The organism is Caballeronia sp. LjRoot34, assembly GCF_964253815.1.
Classification (GTDB): Bacteria; Pseudomonadota; Gammaproteobacteria; order Burkholderiales; family Burkholderiaceae; genus Caballeronia.
The window spans coordinates 1580435-1596087 of sequence record NZ_CAXUSB020000002.1 but is presented as its reverse complement, the minus strand read 5'-3'; the positions used below and the strand labels follow the sequence as shown (position 1 = coordinate 1596087).

Sequence of the window (15653 nt, the reverse complement as noted above, 5' to 3'; positions counted from 1 at the left end):
CACGCAATCGACGATGCGGGTGATCGCCGCCGCATCCATCGGCACGGTGTTCGAGTGGTACGACTTCACGCTGTACGGGTCACTTGCCACGGTGATCGCGAAGAAGTTCTTCGCGGGCGTGGATCCAACCACCGGGTTCATTTTCGCGCTGCTGACCTTTGGCGTCGGCTTCATCATGCGGCCGTTCGGTGCGGTGGTGTTCGGCCGCGTCGGCGACAGGATCGGCCGCAAGAAGACCTTCCTTGTCACCGTTATCATCATGGGCGTAGCGACGGTAGGCGTCGGCTGCCTGCCCGGCTACGATTCCATCGGCATCTTCGCACCGATCCTGCTCATCGCCTTGCGCATGCTGCAGGGAACGGCGCTCGGCGGAGAATACGGCGGCGCCGCGACCTACGTGGCCGAACACTCGCCAAGGAACCGGCGCGGGCTTAACACATCATGGATCTCGTCGACAGGCACCGTCGGCTTGTTGCTGTCCTTCGCGGTCATCCTGCTCGTGCGCTGGCTGACGGGAGATCACTTCGACGCCTGGGGCTGGCGCATCCCGTTCATTTTCTCGATCGTGCTGCTGCTGATCTCCGTGAGGATACGGCTGAACATGCACGAGTCGCCTGCATTCGAACTGCTCAAGAGCGAGAGCCGCCTGTCGCGCGCGCCGCTTAGTGAAACCTTTCTCGAATGGGCCAACATCAAGCGGCTGCTGGTCGCGTTGTTCGCCATCTGCGGCGGCATGACCTGTGTGTACTACACTGCGGTGCTCTATCCCACCTTCTTCCTTACCCAGACCTTGAAGGTCGATCCGCAGGAAGCCAACATCGTGGTGACGCTCGCCACGCTTACCTGCATTCCCATGTTTCTCGGGGCCGGATGGCTTTGCGACCGGTTCGGGCGCAAGCCGGTATTGTTGATCGGCTTCCTGCTCACCGCAGTGACGCTGTTCCCGATTTTCAAGGCGATGACGCAGTACGCGAACCCGGCGCTTGCAAGCGCGCAGTCGAGCGCACCGATCGTCATCGACGCGGATCCCGCCGAGTGTTCGTTCATGTTCAATCCGGTTGGCTCCCGCCACTTCACGAGTTCCTGCGACATCGCCAAGCAGGCGCTCTCGGCGGCGGGCGTAAGCTACGAGATCCGTTCGGGTGGGACAGGCGAGACCACCGCCATTCATATCGGTGGCTCGAGCGTGCAGTCTTACGATGCGAAGGGCCTGGACAAGGCGCAGGCAGGCGCCAGGGCGGTTGCGTTCAACACCTCGCTCAGGAGCGCGCTCGATGCGGCACGCTATCCGCAGAAGGCGGATCCGGCGTCGTTCAACAAGCCGATGGTGTTCATGCTGCTGGTGGTCTTGCTGGCTTACATGGCGCTCACGCTGGTGCCGACCGCGCCTGCCCTGGTGGAACTGTTTCCCACGCGAATCCGCTATACATCGATGTCTTTTCCGTATCACTTCGCAAGCGGCTGGATTGGCGGACTTCTGCCTACGTTCTCGTTTGCGCTGTCGGCACAGAAGGGCAATATCTATTTTGGATTGTGGTATCCGATGGCCTGGATCATCGGGTCATTCGTGGTCGCGCTGTTTTTTCTGCGCGAGACCAAGGACGTCGATCTTAATGCGGAATTTTGAGGGAACGGGCAGGGGGATAACAAGGCTGCCAACCGGTTGCGGGTTTCGAGCCTGATCGGCCGTAGCATGGTTGTGAGAGCCTGCGAGCCATGATAAATGGCGATGATCAGGCGTGAGACGCGAAGAGATGAGTGGTTTTGCGAATACGTCGGCATGCTGCAAACGAGCGGAACCACGGCGCTATGCGCCGCGAGAAAACACGAGCGTCCGGTGCTCGATCTTAACTGCGGCAGTAGTGCCGCAGATTGATTAGTGTGTAGGCGAGCGCTTCGAACGCATAGTGCACCTGACTAATCCGCTCAAAGCGAAGCAGCAGACGGCGAAACTTGTCCTCCCAGGCGAACACGCGCTCGATCGTGCGAAAGCGCTCCTCGAAGATCGTCGCGTCGAAGTGCCGCTTGCAACCCCGCTTGGGTGTTTTACGACCCCGCCGATTTTCGGGAATATCGGGACGCATGTTCCGGTTGAAGATGGCCCGACGATTGGCCCGGCAGTCGTAGACGCCGTCCAGGCTCACCGTTGAACCGCGTAGGTTCATGCCGATGGCGCGGGCCATCTCACTCAGTTTGGGCAGCGCATCACGCAGCAAGGGCGATTCATTGCGATTGCCCGCAGCGGCAATGAATGGCGAGATGATGTTGCAGTCGCGATCGCAGCAAGCCACGACCTTGTTGCCCTTGAGATGTTTGTGTCCGCTGTATCCCAGGTTGTCGCCGCCTTTCTTCGCCGGATAGATAGTGTGTAGTGAATCTCGGGGAGGCCTTGGGCGTTCATCTTGATCGCCAGTGCTTTCCACTGGCAGCTGGTGTAAAGCATCTGCAGGACGTAATTGAAGAGGATGTGCTACGCCAGCGTTGGAGCGGGTCCACGCCTGCCTCGGCTCAGATGCGGCAAGACAAATTGTTCAAACTGCTCAAGGCTTAATTTCGTTGGAATCGCTTGCCTGTATTGACTTCCAGTCATCCGACATGTTCGCAAATCTGAACTTTAATCGATCCGAGCGTGCAAAGTGTCTCAACCAGTCCCAACGAGGCTCGCAGACAAATTCAGCCCCATCGAAAAACCCGCAACCAGTTGAGAGTAATCGAACACGCGATCAAGCAGGCACGCCGCGGCTATCAACTCGTCCTGCATACGGCCCATACCGCGTTTCATCACGCCTATTGGGAAATCGTGCGTCCGAACTACCCTGATCTTGTCATGAGACCCGTGAAAGGGCGGGGTGCCGGTTCCATATGGGTCGTACTGAAAGGTCGCAACTTTCCAAAGCACGACGTTCAGATCGACCACAAGCTGACAGACGGCATAGTCGGGGTCGTCTCAAGCAAAGGAAATTTACGCACGCCAAGACGCCGAGCGGCCACGAGGCTCGCGGTAGAAATGTTCTTGTTCGATCAGTTCCAGTCAATCGTGAGCGCTCATTGAAATTGCAGAGCGAGTTGCATATTGCACGGTCACTGGTTGCGAATAACCTGTCGTCATAAGCGTATTGTCAGACGTTCAAATGCCTTGGAAATACAACGGCATTGATTCGTTGAAAAGGTGCTGCATGGGGTGGCTTCGTCAAAATATTGCCTGATCAAATAAATGATAATAAAAGTATCTGGCTAGATGCGGAAAATCTTGAATAGCCCGTTATTTTTTCAACTCCTAGCGCCTCTCTTCGTTCTTATCCAGTCAGGCCCTTCGGAGCGACCCCGGGCCACTTCTGTATAACGATATAGGCTTAACAGGCTGCGGAAATACCTCACTCCGAAGTCACCCAAAAGGTCAGTTCAAACGTTGTTAGTAAAGCCCCCCAACTGAGAGAAGCGATGCGCGGCGCCGATACCTTTACCGAGAATCTATTCACCTTGCGTAAGCTGGAGGACTTTGTTCCAGCAGATCATCCGCTGCGCTCGATTCGCAAGATGGCCAACGCAGCGTTGGCCAAGATGGACCGCTTGTTTGCCGGGATGTACGAGGCTGATATCAAAGGTGGGCGGCCCAGCATTGCCCCGGAGAAGCTGCTGCGCGCGATGCTGTTGCAAGTGCTCTATAGCATTCGCTCGGAGCGCCAGTTGATGGAGCAGGTTCAATATAACCTGCTGTTTCGTTGGTTTATCGGGCTGTCGATGGACGATGCCGTGTGGGTGCCCACCGTCTTCACCAAGAACCGCGAGCGCCTGATCAAGCATGACGCGGTCATTGAGTTCTTCAACGAGGTTGTGGGCATTGCCGAGAAGAAGTGCTGGCTTTCCGGTGAGCACTTCAGCGTCGATGGCACGTTAATTCAAGCATGGGCCGGCCATAAAAGCTTTGTGCGTAAAGACGATGATCAGGATAGCGAAGACGGTGGGAACTTCAAGGGCGAGACGCGTAGCAACGAGACGCATGAATCGAAGAGCGACCCGGATTCGCGGCTGTATCGCAAGGGCAAAACGGCAAGCGAGCTACGCTACATGGGCCACACGTTGAGCGACAACCGCCATGGGCTGATCGCCAGTGCCGTGGTGACGCTGGCCGATGGCTATGCCGAGCGCGAAGCGGCCAAAGTACTGATCAACGATGCCCGCCAGGCGCTTGGCGATCCAACGCGCGAGATCACGCTGGGGGCAGACAAAGGCTATGACGCCGCAGAGTTCATCAAGGCTTGCCAGGAAATGAACATCACGCCTCACGTGGCACAAAACAAGTCAGGCCGCCAGTCGGCAGTGCCCGAGTCAATCGCCGGGAGTGCGGGCTATGCGGTGTCACAGCAAAAGCGCAAGCTCATCGAACAGGGTTTCGGCTGGGCCAAGAGCATCGGCGGTATGCGCCAGGTGATGGTGCGCGGCTTGAAGAAGGTCGATCAGATGTTCGTGCTGACGATGGCCGCGTACAACCTCGTGCGCATGCGCACCTTGGGACAACTCCGTGCGTTGCAGCCGTAGTGAACCAAAAATGCGCAAGAGAACGTCATAAACAAGTCCGAAAACCGAAATTAACCGGTCCATATTCCAAACTATGAGAAATCCCCCGCTGAAAATTCTGATCACGCTCATGGCTCAGTAAAGTCGGCCTGTATTTCCGCAGCCTGTTAAGGTCCGTCTGCTTCAAGGCATACGGTTTAGTGTAGTTGAAACTTTATAAAATCTACTAAAAATGAAAATTGGATACGCACGGGTGTCAACGGAAGACCAGAGTTTGGATTTGCAGATTGCGGCACTGAACGGGGTAGGATGCGATGAGGTATTCTCGGATCATGGAATTTCCGGGTCCAAATTTGTCCGACCAGGGCTCGACTCCGCCCTCGCGACATTACGGGAAGGCGATACGCTTGTTGTCTGGCGGCTCGATCGATTAGGGCGGTCTCTTCGCAAGCTGGTGGAGCTTGTTGACCAGTTGGGCAGCGCTGGGATCCAATTTGCATCGCTTACGGAATGCATCAACACAACTTCATCGGGAGGCGTGCTGGTTTTTCATATCATGGCCGCACTGGCCCAGTTTGAACGCGCATTAATTGGGGAAAGGACGCGTGCGGGAATGGCTGCTGCTCGAGCCCGTGGCCGACCGCTTGGTCGTCGACGTTCGTTGACACCAGATCAGTGCGACGAGGCACTTGAACTCCTGGTATCGCAAAGTACGGCGCTGGTTGCACAGCGGTTCCAAATTCATCCGCGTACGCTGTTGCGCCGAGTGCGCGACAGGGGCGCGATTCCGCAGTAGGATTTTGGGACCATGACCCGCTATTTACGATGGTCAGGTTCACCGGAATGGCTGCTAAGCTAGTGACGGAGCGACGCCGAGTTTTCCATAAGACCGATAGGCATGCTGCAGCGGGCGGCTCGAACTTAGGATCCAAAGTGCAAAGGGAGGAGCAACCTCTTGTCAATCTGGGCTCATCGACGGCATTCTTCACTCATCGTCACGAACAAATACCGCTCCTGAAGGTCTATTGTTTCCTCTGCACATTGAGTGTGCATGGTGAATTTGGAATCGCTCTGCGACTCTTGTCAATGGATGTGAATCAAGCATCTGCCTCGCTTCCTCGCATTGCCGGCGCTCAGCGATCTCCGTCTCCCGACATGCCGACCGAGCGCATGCGCAGCATGCATGCCGACCCGGATGCGCTCACCGATCATGTTGTGCTCAACACGGGCGAGTGCGCCCATGACGCGAAAGAAGAGATCGCTTCGTGCACCGAATGTATCGATCGATTCCGAGAGCGACGCGACTCCGATGCCTCTGTGCCTCAATTGATTGACTAGTTCGACGAGTCTCGGTAACGAGCATCCCAGACGATCAAGTTGGCAAACCATCAGAGCGTCGCCCTTGGAAAGGACTGCGAGCGCAGCGTCGAGACCTTGATGTACAAATTCCCTGCCGACAATTCCGCAATTGGTTAGGAAACCATAATATCTGAAGTTTCTCAATACGGATATTTGTGAGTCGAGCTTCCGGTCATCGAGCGACGCTTGAGCATGCCCAATTTTCATTGATTAAGCGAGTGTGTTTTGACATGGGCACTTCATCGAATGTTCAAGACACCAGGATTTTACCCTCCGAGGCGGTTGGCGGATCCCCCGATTTTGCTTCATGAGTCTATTGCTCTACGAAGCATGCGTTGAAGCGTTCGCGGATGGACGTTGAACTTAGCCGCAACATCGGCAGTTGAGCCATCGGTTAAAAGAAGAACGGCCTCTTCGCATTGCTGGGGCGTCAGTGAGCGTTGCCGACCGATCCTTTGTCCTCGATCGCGGGCCGCCTTCATACCAGCGATGGTGCGCTCGCTGATCAGAGACCGCTCAAACTGCGCGAGGGCGGCCATCATGTGAAACATAAACATCCCACCCGAAGATGTCGTGCTGATCGATTCCGTCAGCGAAACAAAGTGCACTTCGCGCTTGTTCAGGCTCTCCATCAATTCGACCAGCTTGCTCAATGAGCGCCCCAATCGATCGAGACGCCAGACCACGAGGGTATCGTTCTTTCCCAACTTCAGTAATGCCGCGTCCAAACCCGGCCGGGAAAACGTGGTCCCGGAGACGCCGTGATCTTCATAGAGCGTATCGCATCCCGCGACGGTCAGTGCGGAGATTTGGAGATCAAGGTTTTGCTCTTCTGTCGATACACGTGCGTAGCCGATTTTCATGATTTCGAGGATTGCTAAGATAGAACGATTCAGACTTCGGAAACAAAGCGACAAACAGCGTCAGTCTCATTTCATCAACAGGCATTCACACAATTTTTGACATAAAGGGTCCCTTTCGCCCTTGTCGGTTTGTGTGTTGGCGAGCGCACCAAAGCCCCGGATTTCCGTTAGTTATCTGCAAGTTCAGCAGTTAAAATGGATAGTGACATAAGCGACCCTTTTTGCACCTTCCATTCGACGCGCAATCAGGCGTACCGCGGGCCTTCAGGCCGCTGATTACATCGTTGCTGGGCAGGTCGCTTGCGAACGCTCGTGCGTCCCGGAACACAACTTCGCGCCGATCTGCCTCACGGAGCATTGCGGTGTGTTGCCGAGTCCGATACTTGAATTACTTCAGACGCGGCGGTACTTCCCGGTCGTCATTTCAAGTAATGGCTACCATGCCCGGGTGGTGGCCGCATGAGCAATCGTCTGTATCTCCTGCCAGCCTTGATCGCGCCCCTGTCCCGCCTCGGGGTGGACTCCGCTGGCGAGCCGTCTTGTCCTGATGCGATTTGCATCGTTGCCTCGATCACCAACTTCTCCCAAGTAGAAAATGCCCATGGCTCGGTTATAGCTTCCAGCATGCGTAACGTCGTGCATGAGCGAGCGCGCCAGGTGTGCCAAGCGGACGGCGGAATACTGACTATGTGCGGAGCACATCTCCTGTTTGTCTTCGATTCTCCGCCCGGCTCTCACCCATGGGGAGAAATGCATGCGCCTCGAGCAACCGTTCTCCTTGAACGTATCTTTTTTTCCTTGGGCGATAGGCCGGTCGAGACTAGCGAAGGTACTGTTTTCCCGGTGATAGCCGCGAGGGTGGCTCTCTGGAATGACGCCCCTTTCAACATCGCAGCAGTAGGGGTGAACGCAATTGCGGAAGGTCGCAGTGGCCAGGAGTGGCGGGAGCGCTATGTTGCCGATATGAGCGTTGCTGCAACACTCTTCAACGCGATGGACGAAGATCGGCTTGGTTTCGAGTGGGAGCCTGTTCACGATGCCAACGGCGAATCGACAGTCAGATATTTCGAAGCGTTGCTCTGTCAGATAGAAGAAGGCGTTGCCACTCGTGTCGGCGCTATGGTTGCGGCCCTTGAGCGACTTGGGCTCGTGCGAAGGCTGGATCAATGGGTGGTTGAATCAGTGATTGACGCCTTGCGGCTCAATCGGGACATCAGTCTGGGATGCAACGTATCGGCGCAAAGCGCGACGCTCGATGCATGGTGGGCATTTATCGTAAAAACGCTCAGTGAAGAACCGGACATCGCCGCTAGGTTAATTATAGAGATCACGGAGACCACCCCCCTAATGGCGACTACGGAGGTACGGGTCTTCGTGAAATCGCTGCAGTCTTTGGGCTGTCGGGTGGCGCTTGATGACGTTGGTGCCGGCCATAGCAACGTACACGCGCTGGTAGAGCTTGGTGTCGACATCGTCAAGATAGACGCAGTCTATTTGCGACAAGCGGGGCGGGACGTACGCGGGGCCGAGCGCTTCCGACAGTTGGTGGGCTTAGCTAAAACTTGCGCGGCCAGCGTGGTTATCGAGGGTGTCGAAAGCGCGGACGATGCGGAGGTTTCGCGTTCGAGTGGCGCTGACTGGCTCCAAGGGTATCTGTTTTCGAAGTCGGGCCCCCGCATGTAACGCCGTCGATAGTCGTGCAGCGAGATCACAACTCATATGGGGAGGGGATTGACGCGAGCCCCATCATTCCATGCGAACGAACCGAGCAGCACCTCGTGAAATGCCGGGAACGCCTGGTACGGTACAGCGCGGGGAGCCGTCTCGCGGTTTCGGCGTTGTCGTTTGCGCTAATGACCGTGATTTCGCCTGCGAACGGGAAGCCACTGGGTCAGTTGTCGGCCATCGGCACGGACGTCTCGCGAGCCCTCCGGCCTGATTCACATTCACGAGCAATAGCAGTGGAGAGAACTCGCCCGGACGCGCACTTAGCGTAACAGTGGCGGGCAATGTCAGCGACGCGCCCATTGGCAAGGATGCTGGAGAGGGAGGCAAGTTTCCTTGATGGGGGCCTGTCGATGTCCGCCCGATTCGTTGTCTCGAGGAAATACTCGATTGTGCGTTTTTCAAGCACCCTGGACGGTGGAAAGAATCGGAAACAACTCAGCAAGAGTGGAGGCTACTCGTCGCTTCTATGTTGGTTTGAACCAAGGAAAATTGCAGTACCGACTGACGCCCGTCAGCGATACCTATGATCGCAAAGCAGGTCAGCAACTTTAATCATGTCATTCATACACGTGCAGTACTTCGACTTTGTCGTCGAGGCATTGAAGATACTATTGTTGACGCTGATTCTGTTGCTGCTCGCGAAACGACAGCTATTGCAGTCAATGTCGCGCGTCGAGGACGCTGCATACGAATTCGGCGTAGGCGGGCGTCCTGAAGGGGTTATCGTGCAGGGACCGCTAGAGTTGCGTGATCTGATCACGTCGTTCAACGAGATGATGCGGCACATGAACGAAGCCAGCGATCATGAGGCCGTAGTGCTGGCGGGCGTCGCGCATGACCTAAAGGCTCCGCTTATACGACTCAAGCAGCGCGCCGCTGTGATTGGCACAGAAAATGATCGAATGGATTTCACCCGCGATATAGATTCGCTCGTGGATATCGTCCATCAGTTTCTCGTTCTCACCGGTCAAAGGGCAGATGCAGGGGCTCCCGTTGCTGTCGAGACTTTCCTGCGCGAACGGTTTTCGATTACCCATAGCGCCGAGGTACCACGGGTCAGGCTTGATCCAAAGGCCGGTCCGCTGTTCACACTCCATCGCACAGTGCTCGATCGGCTGATAACAAATTTGGTCGACAACGCGCTCGAACATGGGGCGCCCCCTATCGATATCTCGACCTCGCGCGACGAAAGGAACTGGATCATCAGCGTCCGGGATCACGGTGCAGGTATCCCGGAGGACCGAATGGCCGCAGCCATGAAGCCATTTGTGCGGCTCGGTGACGCATATGCCGGTAAAGGGCACTATGGTCTGGGGCTCGCGATAGTAGCGCGCCTCGCCCACGATAGCGGCGGGCGCTGCGACGTCCATAATCACCCGGACGGTGGTCTATGCGTGCGCATTCTCTTGCCGGTAGCGCAGCAGTACGCGGAATGCACAGCGGCTGAAGTTTCCAGCGACGTTGACAGTACTATTTGTTTCAGCACGCCTCTTTCATATTGAAAGGCGCGAGAGGGGGCGCCATCCATAAGCAGAGGGGCGGATCGACCTGCGGTCCGCTTGCCATGCCGTTGCCGCGGCGGGCTGAGCGGCTGATGAGCCACATCAATCCAACGTTGTGCTGGGCCTCGCACTCAAAGCGACGACGGAATTGAATATGGATCAGGTGAGCGTAAATGCAGAGCTTATGCCTCATCCCGGGTGGTACGAAGGTCGTCCAGTAAGGGCTGGCCGGACGTCTTCAGATCCAAGGTGCTGAAGAATTTCGCCGAGTTGATGATGCCCCGGTCAAGTACGACAACGAAACTTACCAAGAGTCCTAAAGTTTTTCACCCATTGGTCGTTGACCTAAGTAGTCCCTGCTTAATTGCAGAATATCGGCGCTGCGCACCTCGCGAAAAAAGCGCGCAATTGGCAGCGCGTCAAATAATCATCTAGCGGGAGAGCCGCAATATGTTGAAGAGCCTGTCGATTCGCGCCAGCCTGAGCCTGATAGTTGTCTTTTTCGGGCTCGCTTTAGTGGTAGGGGCCGCGATTGGACTTTTGTCCATGCGCGCTAGTAACGAATCGTTGCAACTGATGTACACCGTCGACACACCTGCAGTGGCAGATCTCGAAGGCACGGCGGGGCAATTGTTGAATGCACGTCTCGCGCTTGCGACCTACGCGTCGCTTGCCGAACTAAACGATCAAGATGGCGCGAAGGCCGTCCTCCAGCGCTTCGATCATTACGTGGAGTTGTCAAATGATCGTTTGTCCCACTTTTTGAGTCAAGCCGGCTCCGGCGACGAGGAACAGCGACTCGTCAAGGACATGCAGGACAAGCGCACGACGTTCCTGCGTGAAGGCTTGGAGCCTGCACTCGCTGCGATCAAGGCTGGCGACAGACCAACCTTCTTGCAGTTACAGGCGCACACGCTGCCCGCGCTTTACAACATGTACGGCAAAGCGATGGGCGCGGTCGAAAAAGTTCAGCTTGATCGCGGTGCGCAACGCTATCAAGAGGCCCAAGACCGCTTCAAGGCGGTCAGCTTTGTAGTCGCCGTTGGGCTCGGGCTTGGACTATTGGCGGGATGGGGAGCCCGCGCGGCGCTGGTGCGTGCCATAGTCGATCCAGTTAACGCCGCCATCGCCCATTTTGACCGTATCGCGGAGGGTGATCTGACCGGCCGGATCGTTACGAAGGGCGACAACGAGATGGGCAAACTAAGTGCCGCGTTGCAAAAGATGCAGGACTCGCTGATTGCGATGGTCGGCACCGTGCGCGATGGTACGGAATCGATAAACGTTGGTGTGATCGAAATTGCCACGGGCAACAGTGATCTGTCACAGCGTACGGAAGAGCAGGCAGCCTCGCTGGAGGAAACGGCGGCTAGCATGGAGCAGTTGACGTCGACGGTGAAGCAGACGGCTGAAAGCGCAAAGCAGGCAAGCCAACTCGCGCAAGGTGCATCGGGACTGGCTGAGCAAGGCGGCAAGCTGACGGAGCAGGTGGTCGGGACAATGCAGAACATCGTTGGCGATTCGCGCAAGATCGCCGAGATCGTAGGGGTGATCGAAGGTATTGCATTCCAGACCAACATTCTGGCGTTGAACGCGGCGGTCGAAGCCGCGCGTGCGGGCGAGCAGGGACGCGGCTTCGCGGTGGTCGCAAGCGAAGTGCGCTCACTCGCCCAACGCAGCGCCGGGGCCGCCAAGGAAATCAAAGGTTTAATCAGCGAGTCGACCGCCCGCGTGGAAGCAGGCTCGGAGTTGGTCGAACGCTCTGGCTCGACCAACTCCGAGATCATCGGGGCAATTGCACGTGTGAGCGCGATCATGAGGGAGATTGCCGATGCTTCTGCCGAGCAGAGCACCGGTATCGAACAGGTCAACCAGGCAGTTAGCCAGATGGACGAGGTGACCCAGCAAAATGCCGCCTTGGTGGAGGAAGCCTCGGCAGCAGCGCAGTCAGTGGCTGAACAAACCCAAGCACTACGTGAAGCTGCGGCTATTTTCAAGGTCGGTGGCTCTGGCTCAACGCCCGCGCCTCTCGTCCCGGCAACGCGTCGGCCGACGGGCAAGACAGTCGTGGTGACGCCCACCAAGGCGCGGCCCACCCTTGCACAGCCATCCAGGTTGGCATCCACGGCAACCGGTTCTCCCGCGCTTGCGACCGCGACTGATTGGCAGACGTTCTAACCGGCATCGAAAATCGAGCCGAGTATCCGTTGCCCGAACGGCGACCCCCGAAGCTTCAGGAGGAGACAACAGTGCGCATTTATCAAGCGGTGAATCGAGTACCGGGTGGTTTGATGGTCGTGCCGCTCTTCATTGGCATGTTGCTGAATACCTTTGCACCGAACGCGCTAAAGATTGGCGGCTTTACACAGGCGTTAACGAACATCGGATATCCCACTATCCTGGCTATGTATCTCTTCACGGCCGGCACCAAGATGACGTTGCGCGCGGCGCCCAAGATGCTCAAGCGCGGCTTTGGCATTCTATTCGCCAAGGTCGGCGTTGCGGTGTTGCTGGCGCTTGGCATTGCGCACTTGTTCCACGGAAACTTTCTTGGCCTCACGACGCTAGCGCTGCTCGCGGCGATGAACGACACCAACGGCGGCATGTTTCTCGCGCTCACCAGCACTTTCGGGACCAAGGAGGACGCCGGCACATATGTCGCCCAGAGTATCGAAACCGGTCCCTTCGTCACGATGCTTGTGCTGGTAGGTGCCGGGCTCGCGGTCATTCCCTGGCTGACCATGGTGTCGGTCATTGCCCCGATCGCAGCAGGCGCGCTTCTCGGCAATCTGGACGAGGAATTACGTGATTTCTTCGGCAATCACGAGCCGATCATCGTGCCGTTCATGGCCTTTACGCTAGGCGAGGGTATCAACCTTAAATCGGTCACGACCGCTGGCCTGCCGGGTATCCTCCTGGGTATAGCGGTTGTGGTCATTACCGGGATCGTCTGCATCACCGCCGACCGCCTGCTGGGCGGCTCGGGTGTCGCGGGTGCTGCAGCGTCGAGCACCGCCGGGAACGCGGCCGGCACGCCGCAGGCGGTGGCAATTGCCGATCCGACCTACGCCGCCATTGCTCCCATTGCGACCATCCAGGTTGCGGCCGCCGTGATCGTGACCGCCATCTTGACGCCAATCCTGACCGCTTTCATTCATCGCCGCGTCAAACGACGCGCGCTCGACGCACAACAGGCAGCGGCCACCAGCGAGTCCGTCGCCGAGAGTCCGCAGCCTGTCATCAATCGCTAACCCGCATTCAACCCGAGGCACTGCATGGCCATGGTAGAGCTTGATCTCGAACTTGTGCAACGTCTTCTCGACCACTGCGTGGCACAGGCAAGGGAACGTTTCAGCAAGCCCGTGTGCGTCGCTGTGTGTGATGCGCACGGGTTTCTTATCGGGTTTGTCCGCGCTGATGGCGCGCCGGTGCGCAGCATCGCGCTCGCCCAACAGAAGGCCTTCACATCCACTCGCATGGGCTCAACGACCACGGCGTTTCTCGAGCGGCTGCGCCGCGAGGATCTCGCTATAGGCTATTTTTGCGATGCCTTGCTGACCGCGTTGCCCGGCGGCGCGCTGATCGAAGATGGCACGGGCCGGACGATCGGCGCTCTCGGCGTCAGTGGTCTCGCACCGGCCGAAGATCAACTGCTGGCGGACGGAGGTACAGGTTTCGTCCAGCTATCGACATCACGCTCGTAATCGTACGAGCCATATCAAGCCAATCCAGGAATCCGACAATGTCAAAGTCCAGCGTCTACGTCACCCGAATGATCCCGCAGCAGACGATCGATACGCTACGGGAACGTTACGACGTCGAAGTCAACCCGCACGATCGCGCGCTTACGAAAGAAGAGTTGCTGCAAGCGGTGCGACGCCGCGATGCAGTAATCAGCCTGCTCACGGACAAGATTGACGGCGAGGTGCTCGATGCCGCCGGGCCGCAATGCAAGATCATTGCCAACTATGCAGTGGGATTCAACAACTTCGATCTCGACGCGGCAACTGCGCGTGGCGTGATCATGACTAACACGCCCGGCGTGCTGGACGACGCCACCGCAACGCATGCATGGGCGTTGCTGTTGGCCACCGCGCGGCGCATCTCCGAGTCGGAACGCTATGTCCGCGCGGGCCGGTGGCATGGCTGGGCGCCGATGGCGTTCATCGGCCAGGACGTCGACAATACGACGCTCGGCGTCGCGGGCCTGGGCCGCATTGGTTCGAAGTTCGCGCGCAAGGCCGCCGCATTCGATATGAACATCATCTACACGGACGCAAAGCCAAACGCGGAATTCGAACGGCAATACAATGCCCGTTTTGTGGACAAGGCCACGCTCTTGCGGGAGTCCGATTACCTGTCGCTGCACCTGCCGCTGCTGCCTGAAACGCATCACTATATTGGTGCCGCGGAGCTCTCCGCGATGAAGCCGACGGCCGTGCTGATCAACGCGGCGCGGGGTCCGCTCGTGGATGAGAAAGCGCTCGTCGCGGCTTTGAAACAAAACGTCATCTGGGGAGCTGGGCTCGATGTGTTCGAGGACGAGCCCGTGTTAGCGCCTGGGCTTGCGGAACTCGACAACGTGGTGATCGTTCCTCACATTGCGTCCGCCACTACGCAGACGCGGCTTGCGATGGGCAAGATTGTCACCGACAACGTGATTCGTGTCCTCTCGGGCGAAGCGCCGCTCAACTGCATCAATTTACAAGTACTCAAGTAACAGCAACAGCTAAGGAAGAGAACATCATGGCAAAGGTAGGATTTATCGGGCCGGGCATTATGGGTGCGCCGATGGCTGCGAATCTGCTGCGCGGGGGACACCAGCTATTCGTGCATGCCCGCAGTTCCGTACCCGCGTCCCTGCTGGAAGCGGGCGCAACACAATGCGCTTCAGCCCGGGAAGTGGCCGAGCATTCGGAATTCATCTTCATCATGGTGCCCGATACACCCGACGTGGAACACGTTCTGTTCTACGAAAACGGCGTGGCGAGCGGGCTCGGGAAAGGCCAGATCGTGGTGGACATGAGTTCGATCTCGCCCATGGCAACCAAGGACTTTGCCGCCCGAATCAACGCGTTGGGTTCGGCATATCTCGATGCGCCTGTGTCCGGCGGCGAAGTGGGCGCGAAGGCGGCCACCCTCACCATCATGGTGGGCGGTCCAGAGGAAACGTTCCTGGCGGTGAAGCCCATGTTCGAACTGATGGGCAAGAACATCACGCTCGTTGGGGAAAACGGCGACGGACAGACAACCAAGGTCGCCAATCAGATCATCGTGGCCCTGAACATCCAGGCGGTTTCCGAAGCATTGCTGTTCGCTTCCAAGGCGGGCGCAGACCCTTCTAAGGTACGTCAGGCGTTGATGGGCGGATTCGCCGCGTCGCGAATCCTTGAGGTCCACGGCGAACGCATGATCAAGCGTACCTTCGACCCTGGTTTTCGCATCGAGCTGCATCAGAAGGATTTGAATCTTGCGTTGCAAGCGGCGAGAGCGCTGGGTCTTGCGCTACCTCATACCGCTTCCGCGCAGGAATTGATGAACACCTGCGCGGCGCACGGAAACGGTAAGCTGGATCACTCGGCGCTGTGCCAGGCAATCGAGCTCATGTCGAACCATCGGATCGCCGGCGAATAACCGGGTGAAGGTCATCGCTCCGGGTGCGGGCATGGCTGGCTCTATCGCA

Annotated in this window: 12 protein-coding genes and 1 pseudogene; 10 read left to right on the top strand and 3 right to left on the bottom strand. The window is 57.6% G+C overall.

The features are described from left to right. The first annotated feature begins 13 nt into the window (after positions 1 to 13). The gene (locus tag ACSQ36_RS26755; RefSeq protein ID WP_255631603.1) at positions 14 to 1627 is read left to right on the top strand and encodes an MFS transporter; all 1614 of its coding nucleotides are present in this window, start codon (positions 14 to 16) and stop codon (positions 1625 to 1627) included. A gap of 220 nt (positions 1628 to 1847) precedes the next feature. On the opposite strand, the gene ACSQ36_RS26750 is transcribed toward ACSQ36_RS26755, so the two are convergent. Then, a complete protein-coding gene (locus ACSQ36_RS26750; RefSeq protein ID WP_436184291.1) occupies positions 1848 to 2423 on the bottom strand; it encodes a transposase in 576 nt (191 codons plus the stop codon). Positions 2424 to 3441: 1018 nt separating this feature from the next. Between ACSQ36_RS26750 and ACSQ36_RS26745 the strand changes: the two genes are divergently transcribed. Both ACSQ36_RS26745 and ACSQ36_RS26740 read left to right on the top strand, forming a co-directional pair. Then, a complete protein-coding gene (locus tag ACSQ36_RS26745; protein ID WP_436182245.1) occupies positions 3442 to 4539 on the top strand; it encodes an IS5 family transposase in 1098 nt (365 codons plus the stop codon). A gap of 211 nt (positions 4540 to 4750) precedes the next feature. After that, on the top strand, positions 4751 to 5314 hold the full coding sequence (locus ACSQ36_RS26740; RefSeq protein ID WP_436184290.1) for a recombinase family protein: 564 nt from the start codon (positions 4751 to 4753) through the stop codon (positions 5312 to 5314). Positions 5315 to 5601: 287 nt separating this feature from the next. On the opposite strand, the gene ACSQ36_RS26735 is transcribed toward ACSQ36_RS26740, so the two are convergent. Together ACSQ36_RS26735 and ACSQ36_RS26730 are read right to left on the bottom strand one after the other, a co-directional pair. Continuing rightward, positions 5602 to 6084: a recombinase family protein gene (locus ACSQ36_RS26735; RefSeq protein ID WP_436184289.1), complete on the bottom strand. Its 483-nt coding sequence runs from the start codon at positions 6082 to 6084 to the stop codon at positions 5602 to 5604. Between the two features lie 98 nt (positions 6085 to 6182). Next, positions 6183 to 6740: a recombinase family protein gene (locus ACSQ36_RS26730; RefSeq protein WP_213766901.1), complete on the bottom strand. Its 558-nt coding sequence runs from the start codon at positions 6738 to 6740 to the stop codon at positions 6183 to 6185. Between the two features lie 459 nt (positions 6741 to 7199). On the opposite strand from ACSQ36_RS26730, the gene ACSQ36_RS26725 reads away from it, so the two are divergent. From ACSQ36_RS26725 to glxR, 7 genes and pseudogenes are all read left to right on the top strand, one after another. Continuing rightward, positions 7200 to 8423 carry an EAL domain-containing protein gene (locus ACSQ36_RS26725; RefSeq protein ID WP_436184288.1) on the top strand — a complete coding sequence of 408 codons (1224 nt, stop codon included), beginning with the start codon at positions 7200 to 7202 and terminating at the stop codon, positions 8421 to 8423. Between the two features lie 629 nt (positions 8424 to 9052). After that, positions 9053 to 9970, top strand: a pseudogene (locus ACSQ36_RS26720) (sensor histidine kinase); the annotation flags it as partial. A 450-nt stretch (positions 9971 to 10420) separates the two neighbouring features. Continuing rightward, positions 10421 to 12148 (top strand): methyl-accepting chemotaxis protein, encoded by a 1728-nt coding sequence (locus ACSQ36_RS26715; RefSeq protein WP_213766898.1) that lies wholly within the window; start codon positions 10421 to 10423, stop codon positions 12146 to 12148. A gap of 71 nt (positions 12149 to 12219) precedes the next feature. After that, the gene (locus ACSQ36_RS26710; protein WP_213766897.1) at positions 12220 to 13221 is read left to right on the top strand and encodes a 2-keto-3-deoxygluconate permease; all 1002 of its coding nucleotides are present in this window, start codon (positions 12220 to 12222) and stop codon (positions 13219 to 13221) included. A 24-nt stretch (positions 13222 to 13245) separates the two neighbouring features. Continuing rightward, positions 13246 to 13674 carry a GlcG/HbpS family heme-binding protein gene (locus ACSQ36_RS26705; RefSeq protein ID WP_436184287.1) on the top strand — a complete coding sequence of 143 codons (429 nt, stop codon included), beginning with the start codon at positions 13246 to 13248 and terminating at the stop codon, positions 13672 to 13674. Between the two features lie 38 nt (positions 13675 to 13712). Next, positions 13713 to 14690 (top strand): 2-hydroxyacid dehydrogenase, encoded by a 978-nt coding sequence (locus tag ACSQ36_RS26700; RefSeq protein ID WP_213766896.1) that lies wholly within the window; start codon positions 13713 to 13715, stop codon positions 14688 to 14690. Positions 14691 to 14716: 26 nt separating this feature from the next. Then, positions 14717 to 15604: a 2-hydroxy-3-oxopropionate reductase gene (gene glxR, locus ACSQ36_RS26695; RefSeq protein ID WP_436184286.1), complete on the top strand. Its 888-nt coding sequence runs from the start codon at positions 14717 to 14719 to the stop codon at positions 15602 to 15604. The last annotated feature ends 49 nt before the right edge of the window (positions 15605 to 15653 follow it).

Coding starts and splice junctions, on each gene's coding strand:
- ACSQ36_RS26725 (WP_436184288.1), top strand. CDS start 7,200: ATGAGCAATCGTCTGTATCTCCTGCCAGCCTTGATCGCGCCCCTGTCC.
- ACSQ36_RS26730 (WP_213766901.1), bottom strand. CDS start 6,740: ATGAAAATCGGCTACGCACGTGTATCGACAGAAGAGCAAAACCTTGAT.
- ACSQ36_RS26755 (WP_255631603.1), top strand. CDS start 14: ATGCGGGTGATCGCCGCCGCATCCATCGGCACGGTGTTCGAGTGGTAC.
- ACSQ36_RS26740 (WP_436184290.1), top strand. CDS start 4,751: ATGAAAATTGGATACGCACGGGTGTCAACGGAAGACCAGAGTTTGGAT.
- ACSQ36_RS26700 (WP_213766896.1), top strand. CDS start 13,713: ATGTCAAAGTCCAGCGTCTACGTCACCCGAATGATCCCGCAGCAGACG.
- ACSQ36_RS26745 (WP_436182245.1), top strand. CDS start 3,442: ATGCGCGGCGCCGATACCTTTACCGAGAATCTATTCACCTTGCGTAAG.
- glxR (WP_436184286.1), top strand. CDS start 14,717: ATGGCAAAGGTAGGATTTATCGGGCCGGGCATTATGGGTGCGCCGATG.
- ACSQ36_RS26715 (WP_213766898.1), top strand. CDS start 10,421: ATGTTGAAGAGCCTGTCGATTCGCGCCAGCCTGAGCCTGATAGTTGTC.
- ACSQ36_RS26705 (WP_436184287.1), top strand. CDS start 13,246: ATGGCCATGGTAGAGCTTGATCTCGAACTTGTGCAACGTCTTCTCGAC.
- ACSQ36_RS26735 (WP_436184289.1), bottom strand. CDS start 6,084: ATGAAAATTGGGCATGCTCAAGCGTCGCTCGATGACCGGAAGCTCGAC.